The following is a 23660-nucleotide window of genomic DNA, read 5'->3' as shown; positions in this document are numbered from 1 at the left end:
AGCGATGACGATGCCGGTGATGGAGCCGGACCTGGATGCGACGGTGCTGGAGAACTGGGCGCGCGCCATCGACGAGGGTCCGTTCTCGTCGCTGTGTTGGGGCGAGCGCATCGCGTTCGAAAATCCCGACAACCTGACGCTGCTCGGTGCGCTGGCCGCCTGGACCGACCGGGTGCGGCTGGTGACGACGGTGATCGTGCCGCAGCTGCACCATCCGGTGATGCTGGCCAAGGCGCTGGCCACGGGCGACCTGCTGTGTGGCGGGCGGCTGACCGTGGGCGTGGGGCTGGGCGGCCGGCACGAGGACTACCACGCCGTGGGCGCCGACCCGGCGACCCAGACGATCCGCGGGATGGCCGAACGCGTGGAAATCATGAAGCGGGTGTGGGCCGGCGAAAAGATCACCGAGTCCACGCTGCCGGTCGGGCCGCCCCCGGTGCAGGCCGGGGGCCCGCCGCTGTTCGTCGGCGGCATGGGGCCGAAGAGCGTCCGCAGCGCCGCGGCGTGGGCCGACGGGATGGCCGGCACCACGCTGGACCTCGACGTCGCCAAGCAGAACGAGCTGTTCGAGGTGGCGCGCGAGGCGTGGGCGCAGGCCGGCAAGCCGAAACCCCACCTGGCGACCTCGTTCTGGTTCGCGTTCGGCTCACCCGAGCGGGCGCGCGCCCAGGTGCATCGTCATCTGCGCCGCTACCTGAACTGGATACCGGCCGAGTACGTCGACGCGATGGCCCCGATGACGGGCTGGGCCGGCAGCGAGGACGAGCTGCTCGCAGTGCTGCGCAAGTTCGAGGGGATCGGCACCGACGAGGTACAGCTCATCCCGACCAGTTCGGACCTCGACCAGCTGCGACGCGCGGCCGACGTGGCGGGGCAGGTCTAGGCTGTGGCGCGCTCGTCGTCGGCGGCGGGCTCGCGGGGCGGCTGCCCCTTGCGCAGCGTCGCCAACAGTTCGCGATAGGGGCCGACGAGGTAGACGGTGTCCCCGCCGCGAAGCCAGGCGTCGCGGCGCGGATGCAACGCGACGGGCGCGTCCTGACGGGTGATCGCTATGACGCGGGTTTGGGTGGACAGTTCGAACATCTTGAGCCCGTCGAGTTCGCTGCCCGGGGCCACATGCATTGCGCCGACCATGAAGGAGCGCTGCCCGACCGAGAACGTCCCGAGCACTTGCAGTCCCATGGCGGCGCCGATGAACCATGGCGCCGCCAATTCGACTGTGGAGCGGACGTTTTCGAATCCGAACCGCTGGGCCACCGCGGCGCCCAGCGCGCGGTCGTACACACGCAGCACCAGCGGGACGTCGGGCCGGATGACCCCGGGCATCACCCGCGGCCCCAGCATCTCCCGCAGCACGATGCCGGCCTCGATGTTCACCATGTCGTCCTGCGTCAGCACCGCCACCGCCCGGGCCCGGGCGACGCCCGCTGATTCCAGGGTCTGGCGCAGCGTCGCGTCGCCGAAGATCACCGGCACGTCGAGGTCGGCCGCCGACGACAGGAAGCGGTTGTTCTCGTCGCGTTCGACGACCGCGAGCTCGTATCCGGCGGCGGTCAGATCGGCGACGACACGGCTGCCGAACGAACCCAGCCCCACGACGATGATGTGGTTGCGCAGGTGGTGCACCCGCCGCCGTCCGGCCGAGTGGGCGAAGCGTTGCGACAGCAGCAGGTCGGCGATGAACGCGACCAGCAGCGCGGTGGTGGTCACGCCGGCGAACATCAGGCCGATGCCGAACAGGCGTAGCCAGGTCGGCTGGTGGACGAAGCTGAAGTCGCCGTAGCCCACCGTCGTGATCGTCTCGGCGCTGAAGTACAACGCGTCGAGCCACGTCATCCTCGGATGAGGCTGGTAGCCCTGATAGGTGAAGCGCAAGGCGACCGTCGACCCGATCAGCAGGCACGCCGCGGCAAACAACGCCCGCGGGAACATCGGATTGACGTCGTCACGCAGGCCGCGGACGGTGTCGAGCGCTCGCCGTGTCCGCGTCCGGCGTGACCGCATCGGGGTCGGCCGCGGGACCTTGATCCCGCGCGCGGCCAACTCCCCGGCGGTGCCGATCATGGCGGTCCAGTCACCGGCGTGCACCGGCAGGTCGCGGCCCGGGCATGTCTCCACCTTGCCCGGGGTCGCGCAGTTCTCGCCGTGAATCACCGCCACCGGCGCCAGATCGCCGAAGATCTCGCGCAGCGTGGCGTCCCGGGGTGCCTCGACGCCCGAGACGACGAATTCGATGCCCGCCGCCTCGAACGGGTGCACGGTGTGCGCCAGGCATGCCTCGACGACCGACGGCGCCGCCAGGTCCGCAACGTCCAGAATCGCGCCGGGGCGCCGGTCGGCCGTCATCGCCGTCCGCAATACGTCATTGGCCAGCCGGGCCACCACGCGCACATCGGGGTTGGCTTTCCTTGCCAGCAGTGCGATTTCGAGGTTGGTCGCGTCGTCGTCCCCGACGCAGATCACTGCTTGAGCGTGGGCGACCCCGGCGGCGGCGAGCTCGGCGGCGGTGGCGAGCTTGACGATGTGCACACCGGCGTTGTTGAGCTCCTCGACGATCGTCCTCGCCAGCGCGTCGTCACCGCTGACAATGATGTGGCCGCGCATGGTTACGCCCGCTTCCGGTCGTCCGGCATGATCCCACCTCCGGTGACACTGGCGTTCGCTGGTTGCTATGACTATCGGACACCACGCCCATTTGTGCCAGCGCAACGCCCCATACTTGACGCATCGATGAGACGGTGCGGCGCATCAAGCGGCCGCCGAGCTCACCAGCCTCGCATGAAGTTCAGGGTCCGACAACGCGGCCCAACCACCGCTGGCTTATCGGCGCGTAGGTGCCGTCGTTGGCAATGATGTTGAGCCACTGGTTGACCCACTGCTGCGTTGTGGTCGCGGACCGGCGGATCAGGTATGCCTTTTGCGCGAAGTTGAATGGTCGGTCCACGTCCACCCCGCACAACTCGGGATGTCGACCAGTCTGCCAACGGATTTCGGTGGCATCCGTGATCATCGCGTCGGCTCTTCCGGAAATGATCTGGCCGAAAATGGTGGTGTTGCCTTGATAGTCGACGACCGTCGCGTTGTGCAGGTTCGCTTTGTCGAATTCCGCGTTGGTGCCGTCGGGATTGACGATCACTCGTACCCCGGGCCGGTCGATATCGGAGAGAGACTGGTATTTCGAGAGGTCGGCGCAACGCACGACGGCGGCCTTGCCATCGCGGAGGTACGGTGCCGAATACAGCGCCTTGCGGGCCCGATCGAGAGTTATGGTGATGCCGCCCATTGCCAGGTCGCACCGGTCGTCAAGGTCGTTGAGCATCGTTGACCAGGTGGTCGGCACGAGCAGCAGCGTGACGCCGAGCCGGTGGGCCAGGTCGCCGGCCAGATCGACGTCCATTCCGCTCCAGCGTCCCTGGGGGTCGCGGTACGTGAAGGGCTGGTAATCGCCGGTGCTGCACACCCGCACGGTGCCCGCCCCGACGATCCGGTCCAGATCGGCTTGTGTGTCCGGCGGTTGCGCCAGGCATGAAGTGGCCAACGCGGCGACCGCGGTCAGCGCGACTACGAATACGACAGCTGCGGACGGCTTTCGGCTCACGCGGCTACGTCGGCTAGATGACCTTGACGTCCGAAGGTGACCAGAACGCGCGCATCGACGTGATCTTCGCGTCCTCGTCAAAGGTCATCACCGAGATGGGCGAGATGCGCGTGCGGCTCTCACCGGCATCCAGCGTGAGGTGCCACAGAAACGCAGCCTCGCTGCCACCGACCCGCACTTCGGCCAGCTCGGTCTCCTTCTTGAGGTCCTGGAATCCGGCGTAGAACTCGCGGATGGAGTCGTTCCCACGCCGGAGGTCCGATCCGATCGGATCCTCGACCGTGGCATCGGAGGCGTACAGGGCCAGGATCTCGTCGGTGGCGCCGGCGGCGAGGAGTTCGAGGTAGCGGCTGACGGTCTGCGTGATGGCTTCCGGGGACGACATGCCTTCGGACGCTACAGCGGTTCGACCGACGGCGATACTGACGGTGTGCATTCCATCGAACGCGTCGCTTCCCGCGAGATCTATCGGAACAAGTGGCTGGTGCTCCGGGAGGACGACATCCGCCGCCCCGACGGCAGCCCCGGCATCTACGCCGTGGTGGACAAGCCGACGTACGCGCTGGTGATGCCGTATGACGGGCATCGGTTCCGGTTGGTCGAGCAGTTCCGCTACCCCCTCGGCGCGCGGCGCTGGGAGTTCCCGCAGGGCAGTGCTCCCGACCTGGCGGAGGCCGAACCGTCGGAGCTTGCCGCGCGCGAACTGCGCGAGGAAACCGGATTGCGCGCCCTGTCGTTCGAGGCGCTCGGGCAGCTCGACGTCGCAGCAGGGATGAGCAGTCAGCGGGGCTGGGTGTTTCTGGCTACCGGGATCATCGAGGGCGAGGCGGACCGCGAGCACGAGGAGCAGGACATGCGCAGCGAGTGGTTCTCGCGAGAGGTCGTCGAGGAGATGATGCGCTCGGGGGTGATCGCGGACGCGCAGTCGATCGCCGCCTACGGACTGTTCCTGCTGTGGGAGCGATGAATTCCGGGGCCGGCATCGGTCAATCCCTGCATGACCATCACACAGCGCAATCTCGACGGATACGGAACGCCGCCCATCGAATGGGACCGAGTCCAGGCGGTGCTGGACAGTCAGCTGACGCAGGCGCCCGGCACCGGCGGCCCGCAACGCCACACGGTGTGGCTGACCACGATCAACCCCGACGGCAGCCCGCACGTGATGGCGGTCGGGGTGATGAGCCAGAACGGCAGTTGGTACTTCACCTCCGGCCCGGCGACTCGCAAGTCCCGCAACCTGGCCCGCGATCCCCGATGCGCGGTCAGCGTCGCCACGGAGCCGTTCGACCTCGTCGTCGAAGGCAACGCTGAGCGGATTACAGATCCTGGCGAATTATCGTCCGTTGCAGAGCTTTTCGCGCGTAACGGCTGGCCTTGCGAGGTCGCTGGTGACGCGGTCACGGCGGAGTACAGTGCGCCGTCGGCCGGTCCGGCGCCGTGGCATGTCTATCGCGTCCAGCCTTCGACGGTGTTCGCGTTGGGCACCTCGGAGCCGTTCGGCGCCACGAAGTTTCAGTTGGGTTGAGGCGGCCCCGCGAATCAGGGCGTGAGTCCGCTCGGCTTGGGCGACAATGACACCATGCCCGGCCGGTCTTTCGAAGATGCCAACGCGTTCCATCGGATGATGCGCACCGTCGCTGCCACGAAGGTGGGCGTCGCGCTTCTCCGCCCGTCGGCACACCATCTAGACAAAGCCCTGACCAAGGTCACCGGGGGCAGAATCAGCTTCGCCGAGATTGTCTCCGGCGCCCCCGCGGTCATGCTCACCACCAGGGGCGCCAAATCGGGGGAACCCCGCACCGTCGCGCTATACGGGATCCCGCACCCCGAGGGCCTGGCATTGATCGCATCCAACTTTGGAAGCCCGAAGCACCCCGCCTGGTATTACAACCTCAAGGCCCACCCGGAAGCCGAGGTCGCCGTCGGCCGCGATACCTGGCATGCCACCGCCCGGCTCGCCACTCCCAGCGAGCGCGAGGAGATCTGGGCGAAGGGCCTCGAGATCTACCCCGGCTGGCGGAAGTACGAAACGCGGGCTGGCAACCGCCACATCGAGGCGTTCATCCTGAGCCGGAGCTGACCTAGCCGAAGTCGGGTGGCGGGAATCTCGTGAGGCAATACGCCGAGAGGTCGAGCGTCAACTGGTCGAGCTGGCTTTGCCGGGGCACGCTGCGGAGGCCGGTGGTAAATCCCGCGACCAACACGGCCGCAACGGTGAGTGGGTTCTTCCTATTCGCAGCGTTCACAACGCTGTTGAGTAATTTGACGATGTCGCGGCTCTCGACCGCCGCCAGCGCCATCATCTTGTTGACTCGTTCGGTGATCTCCGTTTCGTCGGTCAGCCTGCCGATGGCTTGGCCGTGTGCCGCGATCCGGTCGTACAAGCCTCCCAGGCTTTCCGCGTAGATCGCGGTGAGTTCATCGACGTAACGCTGCAGAGCCGCCGCGTCGTCCTGGCCCGGTTGCTCGAGTGCGGCCATGCGATCCCGGATTATTTCGTCCCGGTTCTGACGCTCGTTCAGCGCACCCAGCAATGCTCGGATGTGCGCCTCCAACTGGGTGTCGGATCTGTCGGCGGCCATGGTCCCAGGCTAAGTCTTGGCACCGGCAAAACCAGCGCAAAACGACGCACTTTGCCAGCCAGCTTTCGACGCGCTGTCGAGCGCGCACCCGTCAGCCCCCTGAATTGCCAGGAGCCTTCTTTCCAAGCTTTGGCTATTGTTCCTAGTTGCGCTGCCTTGGACCCGCACACTGCTGGCGGCCTTGCTAACGCCTTGAAGAACGGAAGGGAATCGAATGCCCTCATATCGCTGGCTGGCCACACTTACCATCCCCATGATGGCTGGCGCTGCCTTGGTTAGTAGCGCTGCAATTGCGACCGCCACTCCCGCCGATGACGCATACCTCGCAAAACTAAGCGCCGTCGGCCTCACGTGGCCGCCGAAGACGGAAGAGGCCCTCATCGGGGAGGCGCACCTGATCTGCTATGACCTCACTTGGGGTTGGACGCCACAACAGATTGCCGACGACGTTCACGCCCACTTGGACGCGAGGGGCGTGACGTTATTAGACGTCGGGACCATGGTCAACGCCGCACACTCGACCTATTGCCCCGGTAATGTGTGCGACGCCCCGACGCTTTGCACATGACAGCTATGGGAGTTTGACTTCGCCTCGGCGTAGGCCGCGAGCCAGGCCGTCACGTCCCACCGACGAGGCCCGCGGCGGCACGGATCTCCCGGCGCGCCGCTGCGCGGTCTGCGTCGGGAAATATGTAGTGGCTCAACGCCGTTCGCGCGATGGCGCCGGCGAGGTCACGAGGGTCCACCGCTGCTGCGAAGGCGCCCTCGCGAGCGCAGCGCCGCAACACCCCCGTCAACCCCTCGGCGAGCATGGGCAACGCCTGCGCCATCTGCTCGTGCGCGAAGCCCGGCTCGAGGTCGAGCAGCCAACGGGGCGGCTGAGCCTCGACGAACGTCGCGATGACGTCGACCGCGGCTTCCAGTCGTGCGACGCCGACGACCCCGGACATCGCGTTGTCCAACGCGGCGTCGAATCGCCGGCGCTCGCGCTTACCCAGCGCATCGATGAGCTCTTCCTTGGATGCGAAGTAGCGGTAGATGGTGGGCCGAGACACCCGGGCCAGTGTCGCCACGTCCGACAGCGACAGCTTGCGGGCGCCCGTCCGGAACACGAGCCGCTGGGCCGCGTCGAGGATGCGATCGCTCAAATCCCCGCGATCCGAACCTGATTGGCGAGATTCGGCGGTCGACAAGACGGCGGCCCCTACAGCTTGCCGAGCTTGCGCAGCCACGAGATCAGCAGCCGCAGCCCGTCGTCGAAGGACATAGGCCGGTAGTCGAGGCGCCGAGTGGTCAGGTTGTCGGTTGCCCGGGGCTTGCGCTCGCTCTTTGCCGCGGCCTCCGCGATGGCCATCAACGTCGGCCCGAATTCGGCGGTCAACGCCTCGGGATCGGTGCGGTAGTCGAGATCCTCGACGCGATGGTCGATTCCGGCGATCTCGCAGGCGCGGTTGATGCCGCCGGCGGTGCTGAACGTGTCCTCGGGCCGGCCGACCAACAGGTACCGCTCACCGGCCACCCCCCTGTCGAGGGCGGCGATCGAGCCCTTCGCGACATCGGCTCCCGCCACCCAGGTCACCGGAAAAGCCAGATAGCGCTTGATCTTTCCACGCATGCCTGCCAGCAACACCCGGTTGAAGCTGGTGCGGTGCAAGGCGCGTTCGACCACCAGGCCGGGCCCAAAGATCGCGCCGGGGTGGCAGGTCAGCACGTCGTCGCCCGCGGCGGCGCGGCGGTGGGCGTCGAGAAAGGCGGCGAGCTTGGTGACGGTGTAGGGGTCGCCTGGGGGGTGCTGCAGAACGGGCGCCTCCTCGAAGTCGACGCCGGTGCTCAGATCGAGGAACGTGGCGGTGCTCAGGGCTACCACCCGGCGCATGCCGTGGGCTTTGGTCGCGTCCAGGACGTTCGCGGTGCCCGCCATGTTGACGGCCTTGAAGTCCTCCAAGTCCTGGCTGGCGCCGCCCAGCAGTGCCGCGCAGTGGATAGCCGCCTCGGCGCCCTTCGCCGCTTCGAGCACGTCGTCGGCGTCCCTGATGTCGCCCTTGACCAGTTCGACGCCGATGTCGGCCAGCGCCGCGGCTTCGTCGGGATTGCGAACCAGGGCGCGGACGCGGTCGCCCCGCTCGATCAACTGCTGGCACACGTTGCCGCCGGTCTGCCCGGTCGCGCCGGTGACGAAGATCGTGCTGGGCATGGCGGCCCCCTTGACGCGTTACATATCGAACAGATTTAGTGACGACTGTAAACCTCGAAGAGGCATTGTCCTATATTCAGCGTCATGGCACTGGATCCCTCGAGCGTTCTTCTGACCGACCGCGTCGCGGTGGTCACCGGCGGCGGCGCGGGCATCGGCCGCGGCATCGCGGCCGGGCTGAAGGCGTTCGGCGCGCGGGTGGCGATCTGGGAACGCAACCCCGATTCGTGTGCGTCGGCCGCCGAGCAGATCGGCGCGCTGGGGATCACCGTCGACGTCCGGGACAGCGCCGCGGTGGATGCCGCGCTGGCGCAGACCTCCGCCGACCTCGGGACGGTCACGATTCTGGTCAACAACGCCGGCGGGGTCTTCTGGTCGGGGATCCTCGACACCAGCGAAAACGGTTGGGACGCACTGTATAAGTCGAACCTGCGCCACGTTTACCTGTGCACCCAGCGGGTGGCCCGAGTCCTCGTCGAGCAGAAGCTGCCGGGCAGCGTCATCAGCGTCACCTCGATCGAGGGGGTCCGCGCGGCGCCCGGTTACGCGACCTACGCGGCGGCCAAGGCCGGCGTCATCAACTACACCAAGACCGCGGCGCTCGAGCTCGCTCCGCATGGCATCCGGGTGAACGCGCTGGCGCCCGACATCACCCTGACCGAGGGCATCAAGCAGATCGCGCCGCCCGGTTCCGAGGAGCGCTTCGGCCTCACCGTCCCGATGGGCCGCGCTGGCCACGTCGACGAAATGGCAGGTGCGGCAGTCTTTCTCGCGTCCGACATGTCGAGCTACATCACCGGCCAAACGATCCACGTCGACGGCGGCACGCACGCCGCGAGCGGCTGGTATCACCACCCGGAGACCGGTGCGTACGCGCTCGGGCCGACGAGCGGCTAGGCGCCGGTGTCCAGGCCGGCGTGCGCGGACATCCCGCCGTCGATCGAAATCATCTGGCCGGTGATGTAGCGGGACTGCTCCGAAGCAAGGAAAACGACTAGATCCGCAACGTCTTTCGGTTGTCCGAGGTACGGCGTCAAGGTGGCGCGGCCGAGGCGGTCGATGGCGACCTCGGACAGGTGCGCGCGCACGGCGTCGGTGAGGATCAAGCCCGGGACGATGGTGTTGGCCCGCACGCCGTGCCTTCCCTCGCTGGTCGCCACGTACATCGTCAGGGCGTGCACCCCTGACTTCGACACGCCGTAGGCCAGGCGGGTCTTGTCACCGGATAGTGCTGCCCCCGATGACATGTTGATGATCGAGCCGCCGCCGTTCTTGCGCATTTCGGGGACCGCGTGTTTGCACATCAGCAGCTGGCTTCCGAGGTTGACGTCCAGGGACCGCCGCCACACGTCCAGCGGCATCTCGCTCACCGTGGTGTCCCGGGACAGGAAGTCGCTGGCAGTCAGCGCGGCATTGTTGTGCAGGACGTCGATTCGGCCGAACTCCGCCACCGTGGATCGCACCACCTGCCGCGCGGTGTCCTCCTCGGCCAGGTCGCCGCCGAGCGCGATCGCCCGCGCCCCCGTTCGGCGGATCTCGTCGGCGACCTCTGCGGCCTTCGCCCCGTTGACGTCGACGACCGCGACGGCGGCGCCTGCGCGGGCCAATTCGTGCGCCGTTGCCGCACCAATTCCGCCCGCGCCGCCGGTAACTATCGCGACCTTTCCGGCAAGTCTGGACATGAGTTCTCCCTTTTAGGTGGCGCACAAAAAAGTTAGCCTCATTTGATGCCGCGCATTGCGCCAATCCCGATGGAAGAGCTGAGCTCGCACTCCCGCGAAATCGTGGAGGCGGGCGTTGCCGCCGGCCTCTACGCGACGCCGGTGCCGTTGCAGATCTTCGCGTATCGCAGCGCGCAGCTCGAGCAGGTCAACATGGCCCGAAACCAGCTCGGTGCCGGCACCCTGCTCGGCGGCCGGATCCTGGAGTTACTGCGCATCCGCAGCGCCCAGCTCGGCGAGTGCGAACCCTGTAGCCAGTCGCGCAAGCACGACTCGATCACCGACGAGGATGTCGCGTGCCTGCTCGCCCCGGGCCACGGCGCGCTCACCCCGCAGGAGCAGATGGCGATCGAGTTCCTCGATCTTCTTTCCGCCGACCACCACGCCATGGACGACGAGTTCTACAAGCGCTTGGCGGAGCATTTCACCGCCGCACAGATCATCGAGCTCGGGTTCACCTGCGCCGGCGTCATGGGGTTGCACCGCTTCATCCATACCCTCGACGTCTATGGCGATTCGCCGCCCGTCATCGAATACGACTCCGATCAGGTCGACAGCACGAAGCCGGCGTGAATCCTGATGGGCAACAACGCCATCGTCAGGGAATGACTGCCACTCCGACCGGAGAAGGAGACCCGGCGATGGTCGTCGGCGCGCCGGGACCCGCACCAGTTGGCCCGCCGGAACCTCTGCCGAGAAGGCCGGCCGCAAAGGCCGCGCCCTGGTCGATAACTGCGCCGTTGCTCGGATACGACATATGAACGCCGAAATTCATCCCGTCGGCGCAAATCGGGTCCTCGACGGCGCATACCTTGATGGTCTTGGCCTGATAAAGCGGGCCAATGACGACCGGCGGTGCGCCGAAGAAGCTCATCGCCCGATCGCTCGGCAATGCGTAGAGCACGACGGAGGAGACGTGGTTGGCCACCTCGGGGTCCATCGGCTTGGGCACGGTGGCCGGATCGATCCCAGGCGGTACGGCCGCCGACGTGACGAAGCCCATCACGGCCGCGCCCTGGGAATAGCCGCCCAGCACCATCTTGGTGTTGGGGCAGTCGTGCGCCATTGAAACGACATGCGCGCCGGCGTCGCTGATGCCGGCCTCGCCCGCGCTCGTCCAGTCATGGGTAGCGGGGTAGTTGACCGCATATACGTCGAGCGATGTTGCGCCAATGCGGGGACGCAGGGAGTCGACAAATGCCTGTCCGGTCGGGCCGAGTCCAGGGGGGTCGTCGGTGCCGCGGGCGAAGACCACCTGGACGTCCGGACACGGTTCGGCTGAGGCGAAAGGGATTGCAGAGGCAACGACGGAAGCGCTGAGGCCCGACGCCGCGACTACCGCAGGAGCGAGAAAACGGGGGATCTCACGCGCAATCATTCCGCGGTGTGCCCACTCACGCGGCTTTTTAAACCGCGAGTTTTGAGCACTGACGGCCCGCGGACCAGCACCGCAAAGGCAGCGGACCCTAATTCGTGGAGGGGCGCAGTTTTATATCTCAGCCCCGGCTACGGGCTTTAATGCCGTGGTGCGGATCGGCGATCACTGCAACCGCACGGGTCTTCCGCCGACAACCACGCGATGTGCGACGGGTTCTGCAAGCGGTTGGGGAGCATTTCACCGCCGCACACATCGTGGAGTTCGGGTTCACCTGCGCCGGCGTCGTGGGGTTACACCCCTTTCATCCATAGCCGGTGTGAATCCCCAGCAGGACAGCGCTTTTCGAGCTATTGCGCGTGAATTTCCGCATACTGACGGGTGAATTTCTGCTAGCCGGCTGAACTTGCCCGCGCGCCTGCCGGCCGTAAGCCGCTTGCGGCCATACCTTGGGCTCGTGCGCGGTGATGGCGACGGATGGGTGTTGTCGGCCAACGGGATTCGCTACTGGGGACGGCACGGCGCCGCCGGTCTGCTGCTGCGCGCGCGACAGCCCGACGGTGAACCGGCGGTCCTGTTGCAGCGCCGCGCGATATGGAGCCACCATGGCGGGACGTGGGGCCTGCCCGGTGGGGCAAGGGATAGCCATGAGACCGCCGAACAGGCCGCGATCCGCGAAGCATCCGAAGAGACCGGGGTGCGGCCCGGCCAGATCACCGTGCGGGCGGCTCTGATCACGGCCGCGCCGGATGGCACCTCTTGGACCTATACCACCGTCATCGCCGACGCCGACGAGCTGCTGGCGACCGTGGCGTGTGTTGAAAGCGCCGAGCTGCGCTGGGTTGCCGAACGCGACGTGGCCGACCTGCGGCTGCACCCTGGCTTCGCAACGAGCTGGCAACGCCTGCGCTCGCTACTCGCGCCCACCTGAGTAGGTTCGGCTTGCCGGGCACGCAATTGCCGAAATCGTAAGCAGCGTCTTATATGCCGTTGCCGTAGTAACACCGCGAGGTCGGTGCTAGCGTGCGCAGATGAGCGCCGGCATTATCGGGCCTTTGCTGGGCGTGGGCCTGTGGTTGATTTTCATTGTGTTTATGGTCGTGTCCTACATCAGAGGGCTACCCAACTTCAAAGGTCAGGTACTTCGAGGGACCGCGCGAGTTTTGTCGGCGCGACCCGAGGTCATGTCGGGGAGATGGTGGCTGACGCCCACCGGCGGGTACTACGTGGCGCGGACCGCGCTGAGGGTGGAAGTCGCCGGCCGCGACCCGTACGACGTGACGATTACCGACCGTGTCCCGAAGCAGTGGGGTGGCCGGGACACTCGTCTTTGCAAAGGCATGACGGTCGCGGTGAAGGTCGATTCCGCCGACCCGCGAAATGTCCGGTTCGATTTCAGCCAGCCGGTGCAACCGCCGCAACCGGTTTAACGTCTTCCGCGGCGGTGCCGAAGTCGCGCACCGGTTGAGGCGCCGGCTGATCACTGGCGGGCCCCCACCGATTCCAACATGGGATGTTAGCGTCGGGTCTCCCGTCGCGGCTGAGAAATAGCCTCTGACCTGCTGTCGAGCCGGTGCCTCCGGCAGGATTCGAACCTGCGGACGCCTGTTGAGAAAACACACCGTTTGAGCTGCTAAAATGAAGTGGCACAACGGATTTGGAGCATGAGGGCATGAGAATATCTAGTACATCTGGAACACAAAATCACTTCGGAGGTTTGCCGGCAGCAGAACGCTCAGGTAGCAACCCTGACAGAGAACATGGCATGTCTAGGACATAGGACCGTCGACGCCGCACTGCGCAATCAGCACAGCCAAGACGGTAGGGACGCTATCGTTGCCGCTAATCTAAGCGCCAACGGGTGCCGAGCTGGCAGCTGCCGTCGAGCAGAACGATGCGGTTGATCTGGCATCTTCAGAATCGAGTAGAACGGGCAGCGGTCGGGGTTCGTCGCACACTGTCGGAAAGGCTTCAACGCCACCTTTAGAGTTGTATCGTCACAGCGCATGGGCGAACCAGACGAAACACAGCCGAAGCCCGAACAGAACCAAGGGACTGCGGACACGGCAACCACGTCCGAGCCGGTACCCGTGGCGGCGTATCAGAGTCCGCCGAACCCGCTCGCGAACGGCAGCCCATCAAAGTCGAAGCGGCGGCGCTCAAACGAGTTTTGGTTGGCCATTACGGGCATAGCGGCAACCCTTGTGGGCGGCGCGCTTGGCAGTTTAATTACCTACCAAACATCGAGTAGGCAGATACAGGCTACGGCTGAGCAGTCGGCGCTTCAGTTTAACAAACAACAACGTTTAACTGCCTATGCCAATTACAATGATTCAGTCACTAACCTCAGTAATGACGAGTTTCGTCTTGCTCAAGCATTTGCTCAGTTTCCTCAAGCCGACGTAAAGTCTATACATTCTGAGTTCGATCCTTACGAAGACGACTTTAAGAAGAACAACCTTTATTCTTCGACCGTTGCGCTGGTGCGGTCTAAAGGCGTTGTCGACGCCCACGCGGCACTTGCGACGAAGCACAATGACTTGCATAATCGCTTCGCAAAGTTACTCATCGCCGCCGAAAGAGGTGATGTGTCAACTGTGCAAATCCAGGTTCAGGAACTAGGCGAGAATCTCAATAGCGGAGACTTAGTAAAGAAGTTTGTCTCAGCCGCCAAGCATGATGTCGGGATGGACGACTAGCTCATGTTCATTTTTTTATAGCGCGCGAAGCCACTCAGTGCTTTGTCGAGTCCAGCGGCGGGAGCCTTTCCATTCCGCATCCGCTGCGGCAACTCCGGCCATGGCCGGGAATTACTTCTTGACGCACCGCTGCACATTGAACAGCGCCGGCACCGACAGGGCGGTCTTGGGGCAACATCGACGCACGTACTGCATTTCGTCGCCACCTTTGAGCCTGACACCCAGACGAACAGGCGTCAGGCGTTGTCGTTGGTAATGATTAGCGCGTGTACCTCTTTGATATCGCACTTTATCAATCTGCCGATCTTGTAGCCCTGAGCCTGCCGTCGCGATGTAGGTGCGGATGGCGTGCCGGGGGGACACACGTTGAGCCGGTCTGCGGCCTTGTGATGGAGATCAGATGACGCTGCGAGATTGCTACGCCGGCATTGCGGTTGGACACAACAGCGGGAACCATTTACAGCCCGTAGGGGAAGCCTGGCATCTGGTGCTGCTCAGGTGATCCGTTGGCGCTGTCGACGCTGCCCCATCTAGGGATTTGCCCACGGAACTCTGTGGGGCGACTGCAAGCGAGATTAGCGGGCTGCGCGGGGCCTGTCAGCTGCGTGAAGCGCCTTGCAGTTACTTGAAGTGCCGCGCGGGGTGAGCGGCCGCTGCCCCGTCGGAAGTTCGACGCCAGAGTCGCCAGAACTGAAGGCCGCAAACTGACGGCGGCTACCGAATGCATGCAAGACAGACACGACGTGCGGTTCGAAAGTCAGAGTGAATCTTGCTTGGGCGCGGCGGCAACCGTCAACGGGCCTGCCGGTATTGCAGGCGTGACTGGTCTCCAGACGGTCACCGTTCCCGGTGGCATGGCATGCGCGGCGCTGGTGGCGCGTTCACGAACTTGGACCGCGTTCATCGAAGCGGAGTCGCTAATGAATCAAGTTGGCAGCACTGCAACGGCGTTCGTGGCGTCAGCAGCAACCGTCAAGTACTTGGCCAGCTTGAAGCGCTTCGCCGGTACGGACCTGAACAGCAACGAGCCGCTATTGACGCTGAATCCCGCTGCCGTGGACCCGAATGCAGGTCTACCGAAGTACAGCATCAACGGCACGCCGCTCTATTGGACGCTGGAAGGTGTCATCCCCGATGGTGTCGTGTGGGCCGTCGACCGTTCGAAGGTGTTCGTGGTGATCCGCGAAGACATCGAGTTGGTGACCAGCCCTTGGCCCTACTTCACCAGCGACAGCATTGCCGTGCGCGGCGTCATGCGGGTCGGCTATGGCTTCCCGCATGCGGCGTCCATCGTGAAAGTGGTTGGTGCGCTGTCGTAACGAAACACCTAGCCCGATCTCTTAGGCGTAAAGCCGACACCGCTCCACAATTATCTGGGCCAGTCGTTCCGGCTCACTGACCATAACCATGTGACAAGTGTCGACTTCGATGAGGGTCTGCACACCACCAAGTGCGTCAATGTATTTGCGCTGCAGTTTCGGCGCGAGGGCACGATCCCGCCGAGTGAGGATCCAGGTGCGGGGAATGTCGTCGGGCATCCCCTGTCGAGACACCTTCTCTGTGAGCATGCGCAGTGACTCTGCATAGAGCTTGCCGGACATGAATCGGCGGCGATGCGAAGGAACGCCGTTCAAGAACACGAACCGCGCATAGGACTTTGGCGTTGGCGTTGGCACGTTTTTCTTTGCTCTGCGCCGGGCGATCGTCCTGATCACCCACGGTGAGCTTTCCACGATCGACGTACCTTCCGGCGGGAGGAACGCGGCGGCGAAGATCATTTCACGTACCCGCGCCGCTCCAAGCTTGGTGACCACTCCAGGCAGCGGCAGAGCCCCCATCGAGTGAGCGACGATGACGATGTCCTTCAACTCGGCGCTCTCGATGTCGCCGACGAGCGAGCCCACATAGTCGGCGATGGCCATTGCCCGCAGGTCTCCCGGCTTGTCCCGTCGTCCCGGCATGTCGAGGGCAAGCACGGTTAACTCGGGTGCCAACCGGTGAATCTCTTCGACAGTCAGCTCCCACGAATCGGCGGCGAGCCCGCCTCCGTGCACCAGAACCAACGCGGGCAGTGACATCGCGGGATCCCTCCATCGCCGTGGCCCTGGACCGCATCGTATGCCCGCGACGCTAGGCGGCGCGCCAGTTTGCCAACGCGCTCTCTTCCCGAAGCGCGCACGCCTGGCCTGACTGCCCCGTCGGGCCCGGCTCCTTCGACCTCCCCGTCGAGCTGTTGGCCGGGCTGGGAAAACCCCTTCCCCCTGTAGGCGGCGCGCACCGGCCAGGACAGCTCATTTTGAGCCGTACGGGTCCGGGGGTTTTTTAGGTGCCGGCCCCGTCCCGGCGCGGATGCTCAGCAAGGATTTCTTCGGCTCGGCGTTTCCACTCATCGAGCAGCGCTTGCCCGTCTAGGAATCGTTGGGCTCCTTCGCTTAACAATTCGAGCGGTGGCCGGACAACACGACTCAATCCATATATGCTTTGCGCGCTTTGCTGAAATTCCCGGACTGAAGTTTCCGCTTCTTCGCCAGCGTCGGCCAGTGAAATTATGCTTTCAAGAAAGTCGTATATCACCGGGTCGATTAGCTCGCTGGCTGGCGTCTTTTTAAGCTGGTTCAGAATGGGCAGTATATTGGCGTTCATAGTAACCGACTGCGTCGCATACAGAGTGCCGGTGTCGCGGAATTCTTTAGCGATAGGCCCCATTTTAGATGCGTATTCATGCAATATCTCACTAACAGCTATAGGTCCATCCGCGCCGGCTGCTGTAATCTTCGGCGAAGTGTCAGTAGCAATTTCACCGGTTTCATTAATCAAGCCAACCAAATGCTCTACGGTTTGTTGCCATTCTGGGAATAGGCGCGCCATCGCCGTGGCTGCGTCGATTAACCCCGGCTCATCGGCTACATCTTCACCACCAGATGGGCGGTTTTCGTCGAGCGCAGCCACAGGCGCAGGAACCTCCGTTTCCTTGGCAGCGATACCGTTTGCGATATCTATGAGCCGCACAGCTAGGCCGTTTACCGCCTGTCGGTACTCGCTGCTTTGTTCGTCAACCAGGCGCAGGTCGATGAATGGTTCATATTGCGCCTTGGCGATTGCGGCTTTCACCTCATCGTCGGAGTTCTCATCTAGGCCGTCGACATCCGCATAGAGTATTGGACACAACAATTCTGGAACACCTTGGGCACGGACATTCTGACTAAAGATCAGCAGCTCCCGACGGCATTCTTCACTGAGGATATATCTGGGAGTGACGACAGCGATAAAGAAGGTCGTCTCGTTTAGTGCATTATCGATTGTCTCGCGCCATTTATGGCCCCAGGCTATCCCGCTACGGTCGGTAAAGAGATCGAGGTTGCGGGCCGTTAATAAACCGAATTCATCTTTAAGCGCGTCGCAGAGGCGGAGGATTCGGCCGTGTTCTGCGTCATTGTCCTTATGAACGTAGCTCCAGAAACCGGACGGCAGTTCGGTGGCGGCAAGATGCATGTCCAGAGCGTAACTTAGAACCCCGCCCGCACTGGACTCAACTAATCCAAAACAACGCTTCTGAATCGTTAAGGTCTAAAGGCCGCGGCAGTCCGTGATAAGGCTCCCGGCAGTGATCGCAAAACTTCGGAACGTTGGGGAAGGCCCTTCGGACAGCGCGCATGAGGTCATCGGTATATTTCCGTAGCTCTGTCGGGCGTGCAGTTGGGTCGGCGGGTACATCGACAAAGCTGGCTTCGATCAGCTTCATTCCCTTACGGATTCGATACACAGGAGCGGCGTATAGCTTGTTCGGGTCATGCTCGCAATCGTCTCGCGTGTTGCAAACGCGACAGCTACCAGACGTTGTACGGTCGCCCCTCACGATGTACAAGCGTTCACGGCTGTGCGCGCATTCCGAAAGATCTTGATCACAAACAGAGCACAATATTTGGGTCGCCACGAGGGTGGGCGAAGCGCCAAATCGCTTATCTGCCAGCAGAACCGGGCATGAACTAATGTAGCTTGTTCCGTTCCAGTCGAATGCGCAACCGAAGGTTTCACGCGTCCAGCGGCCGATTTGGTGCAGAAATTTATGCTCGGGGCCTGCTGCCTCGGTTTCTTCCGCGTACCAATATGCGTGCGCTGCCTCCGTCAAAGCTTCTCGCGCAAGCTTTTCCGCCTCATGCCGTGAGGCAGCAACGGTGTGGCGTGCGGCATGGAGCAGCTCACTCGCACGCTGGTGGAGCGACTGTCTGTGTGCCATGAGCATTTCTTTCCGGTACTCGTCGGCGGGCCCAGCGTCCGCTCCCTCAGCGGGCTCGCCTGGTCCTCCCGTGCAGACGGCGTCTTGTTCGCTCATCCGGTCTTAAGACGGTGGTACCAGCGGTGGCTCAGTAGGGGGTAGCGCTGGGGGGTTCGAAGTAGGTGCCGTCGGTAGGTCTGGTACGGGTGGTGCCAGCCCTTTCATCAGCTCCGCAACCTCAGCGCCGGTGCCCTCGATTTCTTGCCACTCCCAGGAAATGCCATCGGGCCCCTTCGCGCGGGCAAGGAAAAACCGGACCTTACCCTCGCGCTGAGGGCTCAGCCCCAGCCACTGTGACAGTTTGGCGACGGCGAGGCCTGCGCCGACGGCGATAGGGAGACTAAGACCAGCGTTCCAGATGACTTCGGCAGCTGATCTTCTGGCAATGTAGGTACGCTCACTCGCTTCTTGCGCCCACGAGACGGCGATGCCTTCGGACCGCAACAGCTTGGATAGAAGTATTAAGGCATCGTCGTAGATGCCCTTGCCGTCCTCATCGAAGGATTCCGGTAGAAACACGACACCCGCCGCGGGGTCGGACTCCGTAAGCAATCGCTCGATCGCTTGTCGATCGTCGTCATTCACGGGCACCCGTTTAGTGCCGGTGAATGCTGGCAGGTGATGGTTGCGGATCGCACGCTAATCGCACGCCGTGCCTCGTCCAACTATCAAAAACGGCCTCTGAGCTGCATACATATGCTGTGCCCCCGGCAGGATTCGAACCTGCGGCCTTCTGCTCCGGAGGCAGACGCTCTATCCCCTGAGCTACGGGGGCGCACGATATAGAAGTTGCGCCAACTGGGCCCCGCCAGACTAGCGCATCCTGGTGGCCGCTTCGTCACTGCGACGATTCGGGGGGAGAGCACCCGAGCCAATAGGATGGACGCTCGTGACCCCCGCTGACCTGGCTGAGCTGCTCAAAGCCACCGCTGCCGCGGTGCTTGCCGAGCGCGGGCTGGACGCTGCCGCCTTGCCGGCGACGGTCACCGTGGAGCGGCCGCGCAACCCCGAGCACGGCGACTACGCCAGCAACTTGGCACTGCAGCTGGGCAAGAAGGTCGGCGCCAACCCGTGCGAGCTGGCCGGATGGCTCGCCGAAAAGCTGGCCAACGCCGACGGCATCGCCGAAGCGGAAGTGGCCGGACCCGGCTTCATCAACATGCGCCTTGAGGCGTCGGCGCAGGCCGTGGTCGTCAACAACGTGATCGACGCCGGCGACGAGTTCGGTCAGTCGGAGGACATGGCGGGGCACAAGGTCAACCTGGAGTTCGTCTCGGCCAATCCGACCGGACCGATCCACATCGGGGGCACCCGCTGGGCCGCCGTCGGCGACGCGCTCGGCCGGCTGCTGGCCACGCAGGGCGCCGACGTGGTGCGCGAATACTATTTCAACGACCACGGCGCCCAGATCGACCGGTTCGCCAGCTCGTTGATCGCCGCGGCCAAAGGCGAACCGACCCCAGAAGACGGCTACGCGGGCGCCTACATCAACGACATCGCCGCGCAGGTGCTGCAGAAGGCGCCTGACGCGCTGAGCCTGCCCGACGCCGAGATGCACGAAACCTTCCGCGCGATCGGCGTCGACCTGATGTTCACCCACATCAAGGAGTCGCTGCACGAGTTCGGCACCGACTTCGACGTCTACACCCACGAAGACTCGATGCACACCAGCGGGCGGGTCGACCAGGCCCTCGCCCGGCTGCGGGGGACGGGCAACGTCTACGAGAAGGACGGCGCAACCTGGTTGCGCACCAGCGCCTTTGGCGACGACAAGGACCGCGTCGTGATCAAGAGCGACGGCAAGCCGGCCTACATCGCCGCCGACATCGCCTACTACCTGGACAAGCGGCAACGCGGCTTCGACCTGTGCATCTACATGCTCGGCGCCGACCACCACGGTTACATCGCCCGGCTCAAGGCCGTGGCCGCCGCTTTCGGCGAGGACCCGGCCACCGTCGAGGTGCTCATCGGCCAGATGGTCAACCTGGTACGCGACGGCCAGCCGGTTCGGATGAGCAAGCGCGCCGGAACCGTGCTCACGCTCGACGACCTGGTCGACGCCATCGGCGTCGACGCGGCGCGCTACAGCCTGATCCGCTCGTCGGTGGACACCGCCATCGACATCGACCTGGCGCTGTGGTCCTCGGCGTCCAGCGAAAACCCGGTCTACTACGTGCAATACGCGCACGCGAGGCTTTCCGCGCTGGCCCGCAACGCCGCCGAGCTCGGCCTGATCCCCGACACCGGACACCTCGAACTTCTCACGCACGACAAGGAGGGCACGCTGCTTCGCACCATCGGCGAATTCCCCCGGGTGCTGGAAACCGCGGCGTCCCTTCGTGAACCGCACCGGGTGTGCCGCTACCTAGAAGACCTCGCCGGCGACTACCACCGGTTCTACGACTCGTGCCGGGTATTGCCGCAGGGCGACGAGCAGCCCACCGACCTGCACACCGCGCGCCTGGCGCTGTGCCAGGCCACCCGCCAGGTCATCGCCAACGGTCTGACGATCCTCGGCGTCACCGCCCCGGAGCGAATGTGAACGTCCATCCCGCCGGCCCCCGGCACGCCGACGAAACCCGGCACACCGACAGCCCGTTGCGCCCGCAATCCCCCGAGGAGCTGCTGCGGCTGGCGCCGAACGTCTGGCCGCGCAGCACAACCCGCGACGAAGCGGGGGCGGCGGTCATCGGGGGAGTCCCGGTGACCGAGCTCGCGCAGGAGTACGGGACCCCGCTGTTCGTCATCGACGAGGACGACTTCCGCTCCCGCTGCCAAGACATGGCCTCCGCCTTCGGCGGCGGCCACAACGTGCACTACGCCGCCAAGGCGTTCCTGTGCACCGAAATCGCGCGCTGGATCAACGAAGAAGGCCTTTCCCTCGACGTCTGCACCGGTGGGGAACTGGCCGTAGCGCTGCACGCCGACTTCCCTCCCGAGCGAATCACCTTCCACGGCAACAACAAATCCGTCGCCGAGCTGACCGCCGCCGTGAAGGCCGGGGTGGGCCACGTCGTCCTGGACTCGATGATCGAGATCGAGCGCCTCGACGCCATCGCCGGCGAGGCCGGCATCGTCCAGGACGTGCTGGTGCGCCTCACCGTCGGCGTCGAGGCGCACACCCACGAGTTCATCTCCACCGCACACGAGGACCAGAAGTTCGGCCTGTCGGTGGCCAGCGGCGCGGCGCTGGCGGCGGTCCGCCGGGTCTTCGCCACCGATCACCTGCGGCTGGTCGGGCTGCACAGCCACATCGGCTCGCAGATCTTCGACGTCGCCGGCTTCGAAATCGCCGCGCACCGCGTCATCGGCCTGCTGCACGACATCGTCGCCGAGTTCGGCGCCGAAAAGACGGCCCAGCTCTCCACCGTCGATCTGGGTGGCGGCCTGGGCATCTCGTACCTGGCGTCCGACGATCCGCCGCCGGTGGCCGAGCTGGCCGACAAGCTGGGTGCCATCGTGCGCAACGAGTCGGCGGCGGTCGGGCTGCCCACCCCCGACCTGGTGGTCGAACCCGGTCGCGCAATCGCCGGACCGGGCACCGTCACGCTGTATGAGGTGGGCACCGTCAAGGACGTCGACGTCAGCACCATGGCCCACCGGCGTTACGTCAGCGTCGACGGCGGCATGAGCGACAACATCCGCACCGCGCTGTATGACGCGCAGTACGACGCCCGCTTGGTGTCGCGGATCAGCGACGCCCCCGCGGAGCTGGCCCGCATCGTCGGAAAACACTGCGAAACAGGCGACATCGTCGTTCGCGACACCTGGGTGCCGGGCGACCTGCGGCCCGGCGACCTGCTCGGGGTCGCCGCCACCGGCGCCTACTGTTATTCGCTGTCGAGCCGATACAACATGATCGGCCGCCCCGCCGTGATCGCCGTGCGCGCCGGTCGCGCCCGCCTGATCCTGCGCCGCGAGACGGTCGACGACCTGCTGAGTCTGGAAGTGAGGTGACCCGTGTCCGGTGACGAAAAGCCCGTCGGCGTAGCAGTACTCGGGTTTGGCAACGTCGGCAGTGAAGTCGTCCGCATCATCGAGGACAGCGCCGATGACCTGGCCGCTCGCGTCGGCGCCCCGTTGGTGCTGCGCGGCATCGGCGTGCGCCGCGTGGCCGACGACCGCGGCGTCCCGATCGACCTGCTCACCAACGACATCGACGAGCTCGTTTCACGAGAGGACGTCGACATCGTCGTCGAGTTGATGGGACCGGTCGAGCCGGCCCGCAAGGCGATCCTGTCCGCGCTCGAGCACGGCAAGTCCGTCGTCACGGCCAACAAGGCCCTGCTGTCCACGTCCACCGGGGAGCTGGCCCAGGCGGCCGAAAATGCCCACGTGGACCTGTATTTCGAGGCGGCGGTCGCGGGCGCCATCCCGGTCATCCGCCCGCTCACCCAGTCGCTGGCCGGGGACACGGTGCTGCGGGTGGCCGGCATCGTCAACGGCACCACCAACTACATCCTGTCCGCGATGGACAGCACCGGCGCCGACTACGACAGCGCCCTGGCCGACGCCAGCGTCCTGGGCTACGCCGAGGCCGATCCCACCGCCGACGTCGAGGGCTACGACGCCGCGGCCAAGGCCGCGATCCTGGCGTCCATCGCCTTCCACACCCGGGTGCACGCCGACGACGTCTACCGCGAAGGCATCACCAAGGTCACCCCCGCCGACTTCGCCTCCGCGCGCGCCCTGGGCTGCACCATCAAGCTGCTGTCCATCTGCGAGCGCATCACGGGAGACGATGGCCAGCAACGGGTTTCGGCCCGCGTCTATCCGGCGCTGGTGCCGTTGTCCCATCCGCTGGCGACGGTCAGCGGGGCGTTCAACGCGGTGGTCGTCGAGGCCGCGGCCTCGGGCCGGCTGATGTTTTACGGCCAGGGGGCCGGCGGCGCGCCCACCGCATCGGCGGTGACTGGCGACCTGGTGATGGCCGCCCGCAACCGGGTGCTGGGCAGCCGAGGGCCGAGGGAGTCCCGCTACGCCCAACTGCCCATCGCACCAATGGGATTCATCTCGACCCGCTACTACGTCAGCATGAACGTCGCCGACAAGCCGGGCGTGCTGTCCGCGGTGGCGGCGGAATTCGGCAAGCGCGAGGTCAGCATCGCCGAGGTCCGCCAGGAAGGCGTGGTGGACGAGGGTCGATACGTTGGCGCAAAGCACGCAGGCCTCGCTCAAAACGAGCTGGTACCTGCTCGGGCCGGCGTTCGTC

The 23660-nt window shown here is 65.0% G+C and carries 24 protein-coding genes, 1 tRNA gene and 1 pseudogene; 14 read left to right on the top strand and 12 right to left on the bottom strand.

The features are described from left to right. The first annotated feature begins 4 nt into the window (after positions 1 to 4). Positions 5 to 883, top strand: coding sequence for an LLM class flavin-dependent oxidoreductase (locus A5764_RS11365; protein WP_067113246.1), 879 nt, complete (start codon positions 5 to 7; stop codon positions 881 to 883). On the opposite strand, the gene A5764_RS11360 is transcribed toward A5764_RS11365, so the two are convergent. The 3 genes from A5764_RS11360 to A5764_RS11350 form a co-directional block, all read right to left on the bottom strand. Further along, positions 880 to 2604, bottom strand: a complete 1725-nt coding sequence (locus A5764_RS11360; protein ID WP_067113190.1) for an NAD-binding protein — start codon at positions 2602 to 2604, stop codon at positions 880 to 882. The genes A5764_RS11365 and A5764_RS11360 overlap by 4 nt on opposite strands. 181 nt (positions 2605 to 2785) lie before the next feature. Then, positions 2786 to 3598 (bottom strand): transporter substrate-binding domain-containing protein, encoded by an 813-nt coding sequence (locus tag A5764_RS11355; RefSeq protein ID WP_067113186.1) that lies wholly within the window; start codon positions 3596 to 3598, stop codon positions 2786 to 2788. 13 nt (positions 3599 to 3611) lie between these two features. Next, a complete protein-coding gene (locus A5764_RS11350; RefSeq protein ID WP_067113243.1) occupies positions 3612 to 3983 on the bottom strand; it encodes a nuclear transport factor 2 family protein in 372 nt (123 codons plus the stop codon). 45 nt (positions 3984 to 4028) lie between these two features. Here A5764_RS11350 and A5764_RS11345 point away from each other — a divergent pair, with 45 nt between their 5' ends. Genes A5764_RS11345 through A5764_RS11335 form a run of 3 tightly spaced genes read left to right on the top strand, consistent with a single transcriptional unit; the run spans position 4029 to position 5681 of the window. Beyond that, positions 4029 to 4565, top strand: coding sequence for an NUDIX hydrolase (locus A5764_RS11345; RefSeq protein ID WP_067113184.1), 537 nt, complete (start codon positions 4029 to 4031; stop codon positions 4563 to 4565). A gap of 30 nt (positions 4566 to 4595) precedes the next feature. Next, positions 4596 to 5126: a pyridoxamine 5'-phosphate oxidase family protein gene (locus tag A5764_RS11340; protein WP_067113182.1), complete on the top strand. Its 531-nt coding sequence runs from the start codon at positions 4596 to 4598 to the stop codon at positions 5124 to 5126. A 54-nt stretch (positions 5127 to 5180) separates the two neighbouring features. Further along, a complete protein-coding gene (locus A5764_RS11335) occupies positions 5181 to 5681 on the top strand; it encodes a nitroreductase family deazaflavin-dependent oxidoreductase (RefSeq protein WP_067113240.1) in 501 nt (166 codons plus the stop codon). A 1-nt stretch (position 5682) separates the two neighbouring features. Here the strand turns inward: A5764_RS11335 and A5764_RS11330 are convergent, their stop codons facing one another. After that, positions 5683 to 6183 carry a hypothetical protein gene (locus A5764_RS11330; protein WP_067113180.1) on the bottom strand — a complete coding sequence of 167 codons (501 nt, stop codon included), beginning with the start codon at positions 6181 to 6183 and terminating at the stop codon, positions 5683 to 5685. Positions 6184 to 6439: 256 nt separating this feature from the next. Here A5764_RS11330 and A5764_RS11325 point away from each other — a divergent pair, with 256 nt between their 5' ends. Next, entirely contained in the window at positions 6440 to 6751 is a 312-nt protein-coding gene (locus tag A5764_RS11325; RefSeq protein ID WP_082951650.1) for a DUF732 domain-containing protein, read from the top strand. Between the two features lie 49 nt (positions 6752 to 6800). Here A5764_RS11325 and A5764_RS11320 read toward each other — a convergent pair whose 3' ends face one another. Both A5764_RS11320 and A5764_RS11315 read right to left on the bottom strand, forming a co-directional pair. Further along, the gene (locus tag A5764_RS11320; protein ID WP_231989680.1) at positions 6801 to 7331 is read right to left on the bottom strand and encodes a TetR/AcrR family transcriptional regulator; all 531 of its coding nucleotides are present in this window, start codon (positions 7329 to 7331) and stop codon (positions 6801 to 6803) included. A 56-nt stretch (positions 7332 to 7387) separates the two neighbouring features. Continuing rightward, positions 7388 to 8377 (bottom strand): NAD-dependent epimerase/dehydratase family protein, encoded by a 990-nt coding sequence (locus A5764_RS11315; RefSeq protein ID WP_067113175.1) that lies wholly within the window; start codon positions 8375 to 8377, stop codon positions 7388 to 7390. Between the two features lie 84 nt (positions 8378 to 8461). On the opposite strand from A5764_RS11315, the gene A5764_RS11310 reads away from it, so the two are divergent. Continuing rightward, positions 8462 to 9274: an SDR family NAD(P)-dependent oxidoreductase gene (locus A5764_RS11310; protein WP_067113173.1), complete on the top strand. Its 813-nt coding sequence runs from the start codon at positions 8462 to 8464 to the stop codon at positions 9272 to 9274. On the opposite strand, the gene A5764_RS11305 is transcribed toward A5764_RS11310, so the two are convergent. Next, the gene (locus A5764_RS11305; protein ID WP_067113171.1) at positions 9271 to 10059 is read right to left on the bottom strand and encodes an SDR family NAD(P)-dependent oxidoreductase; all 789 of its coding nucleotides are present in this window, start codon (positions 10057 to 10059) and stop codon (positions 9271 to 9273) included. The genes A5764_RS11310 and A5764_RS11305 overlap by 4 nt on opposite strands. A 45-nt stretch (positions 10060 to 10104) precedes the next feature. On the opposite strand from A5764_RS11305, the gene A5764_RS11300 reads away from it, so the two are divergent. Then, positions 10105 to 10671 carry a carboxymuconolactone decarboxylase family protein gene (locus A5764_RS11300; RefSeq protein WP_067113169.1) on the top strand — a complete coding sequence of 189 codons (567 nt, stop codon included), beginning with the start codon at positions 10105 to 10107 and terminating at the stop codon, positions 10669 to 10671. 25 nt (positions 10672 to 10696) lie between these two features. On the opposite strand, the gene A5764_RS11295 is transcribed toward A5764_RS11300, so the two are convergent. Further along, positions 10697 to 11476, bottom strand: coding sequence for a cutinase family protein (locus A5764_RS11295; protein ID WP_067113167.1), 780 nt, complete (start codon positions 11474 to 11476; stop codon positions 10697 to 10699). Between the two features lie 454 nt (positions 11477 to 11930). On the opposite strand from A5764_RS11295, the pseudogene A5764_RS11290 reads away from it, so the two are divergent. The 4 genes and pseudogenes from A5764_RS11290 to A5764_RS11280 form a co-directional block, all read left to right on the top strand. Beyond that, positions 11931 to 12386, top strand: a pseudogene (locus tag A5764_RS11290) (NUDIX domain-containing protein); the annotation flags it as partial. Between the two features lie 118 nt (positions 12387 to 12504). Next, entirely contained in the window at positions 12505 to 12903 is a 399-nt protein-coding gene (locus A5764_RS11285) for a hypothetical protein (RefSeq protein WP_067113162.1), read from the top strand. Positions 12904 to 13479: 576 nt separating this feature from the next. Beyond that, positions 13480 to 14172, top strand: coding sequence for a hypothetical protein (locus A5764_RS28235; protein WP_156664623.1), 693 nt, complete (start codon positions 13480 to 13482; stop codon positions 14170 to 14172). A 743-nt stretch (positions 14173 to 14915) separates the two neighbouring features. Then, positions 14916 to 15491 (top strand): phage major capsid protein, encoded by a 576-nt coding sequence (locus A5764_RS11280; RefSeq protein WP_197501326.1) that lies wholly within the window; start codon positions 14916 to 14918, stop codon positions 15489 to 15491. Positions 15492 to 15512: 21 nt separating this feature from the next. Here the strand turns inward: A5764_RS11280 and A5764_RS11275 are convergent, their stop codons facing one another. The 4 genes from A5764_RS11275 to A5764_RS11270 form a co-directional block, all read right to left on the bottom strand. Further along, positions 15513 to 16250, bottom strand: a complete 738-nt coding sequence (locus tag A5764_RS11275; RefSeq protein WP_067113157.1) for an alpha/beta fold hydrolase — start codon at positions 16248 to 16250, stop codon at positions 15513 to 15515. Positions 16251 to 16494: 244 nt separating this feature from the next. After that, positions 16495 to 17664, bottom strand: a complete 1170-nt coding sequence (locus A5764_RS27430; RefSeq protein WP_082951648.1) for a toll/interleukin-1 receptor domain-containing protein — start codon at positions 17662 to 17664, stop codon at positions 16495 to 16497. Positions 17665 to 18511: 847 nt separating this feature from the next. Continuing rightward, positions 18512 to 19033, bottom strand: coding sequence for a hypothetical protein (locus A5764_RS28230; protein ID WP_156664622.1), 522 nt, complete (start codon positions 19031 to 19033; stop codon positions 18512 to 18514). Between the two features lie 117 nt (positions 19034 to 19150). Then, positions 19151 to 19223: transfer RNA gene (locus tag A5764_RS11270), tRNA-Arg, on the bottom strand. 114 nt (positions 19224 to 19337) lie between these two features. Between A5764_RS11270 and argS the strand changes: the two genes are divergently transcribed. The 3 genes from argS to A5764_RS11255 all read left to right on the top strand — a co-directional run. Further along, a complete protein-coding gene (gene argS, locus A5764_RS11265; RefSeq protein WP_067113155.1) occupies positions 19338 to 20990 on the top strand; it encodes an arginine--tRNA ligase in 1653 nt (550 codons plus the stop codon). Between the two features lie 56 nt (positions 20991 to 21046). Continuing rightward, positions 21047 to 22405, top strand: a complete 1359-nt coding sequence (gene lysA / locus A5764_RS11260) for a diaminopimelate decarboxylase (RefSeq protein WP_231989681.1) — start codon at positions 21047 to 21049, stop codon at positions 22403 to 22405. A 3-nt stretch (positions 22406 to 22408) separates the two neighbouring features. Beyond that, positions 22409 to 23660 (top strand): homoserine dehydrogenase (locus A5764_RS11255; protein ID WP_067113150.1); only part of this gene is annotated, 1252 nt, incomplete at its 3' end.

It is taken from the genome of Mycobacterium sp. 852002-51057_SCH5723018, assembly GCF_001667035.1.
GTDB lineage: Bacteria > Actinomycetota > Actinomycetes > Mycobacteriales > Mycobacteriaceae > Mycobacterium.
Note: the sequence above shows the minus strand (reverse complement) of the source record. Positions and strands in the feature narration are given on the sequence as shown.

Bases quoted from the DNA above. Each gene is read 5' to 3' on its own strand.
- A5764_RS27430 (WP_082951648.1), bottom strand. From the start codon at position 17,664: ATGCATCTTGCCGCCACCGAACTGCCGTCCGGTTTCTGGAGCTACGTT.
- A5764_RS11300 (WP_067113169.1), top strand. From the start codon at position 10,105: ATGCCGCGCATTGCGCCAATCCCGATGGAAGAGCTGAGCTCGCACTCC.
- A5764_RS11285 (WP_067113162.1), top strand. From the start codon at position 12,505: ATGAGCGCCGGCATTATCGGGCCTTTGCTGGGCGTGGGCCTGTGGTTG.
- A5764_RS11340 (WP_067113182.1), top strand. From the start codon at position 4,596: ATGACCATCACACAGCGCAATCTCGACGGATACGGAACGCCGCCCATC.
- A5764_RS11365 (WP_067113246.1), top strand. From the start codon at position 5: ATGACGATGCCGGTGATGGAGCCGGACCTGGATGCGACGGTGCTGGAG.
- A5764_RS28235 (WP_156664623.1), top strand. From the start codon at position 13,480: ATGGGCGAACCAGACGAAACACAGCCGAAGCCCGAACAGAACCAAGGG.
- A5764_RS11315 (WP_067113175.1), bottom strand. From the start codon at position 8,377: ATGCCCAGCACGATCTTCGTCACCGGCGCGACCGGGCAGACCGGCGGC.
- A5764_RS11335 (WP_067113240.1), top strand. From the start codon at position 5,181: ATGCCCGGCCGGTCTTTCGAAGATGCCAACGCGTTCCATCGGATGATG.
- A5764_RS11295 (WP_067113167.1), bottom strand. From the start codon at position 11,476: ATGATTGCGCGTGAGATCCCCCGTTTTCTCGCTCCTGCGGTAGTCGCG.
- A5764_RS11305 (WP_067113171.1), bottom strand. From the start codon at position 10,059: ATGTCCAGACTTGCCGGAAAGGTCGCGATAGTTACCGGCGGCGCGGGC.
- A5764_RS11310 (WP_067113173.1), top strand. From the start codon at position 8,462: ATGGCACTGGATCCCTCGAGCGTTCTTCTGACCGACCGCGTCGCGGTG.
- A5764_RS11330 (WP_067113180.1), bottom strand. From the start codon at position 6,183: ATGGCCGCCGACAGATCCGACACCCAGTTGGAGGCGCACATCCGAGCA.
- A5764_RS11325 (WP_082951650.1), top strand. From the start codon at position 6,440: ATGGCTGGCGCTGCCTTGGTTAGTAGCGCTGCAATTGCGACCGCCACT.
- A5764_RS11360 (WP_067113190.1), bottom strand. From the start codon at position 2,604: ATGCGCGGCCACATCATTGTCAGCGGTGACGACGCGCTGGCGAGGACG.
- A5764_RS11275 (WP_067113157.1), bottom strand. From the start codon at position 16,250: ATGTCACTGCCCGCGTTGGTTCTGGTGCACGGAGGCGGGCTCGCCGCC.
- A5764_RS11350 (WP_067113243.1), bottom strand. From the start codon at position 3,983: ATGTCGTCCCCGGAAGCCATCACGCAGACCGTCAGCCGCTACCTCGAA.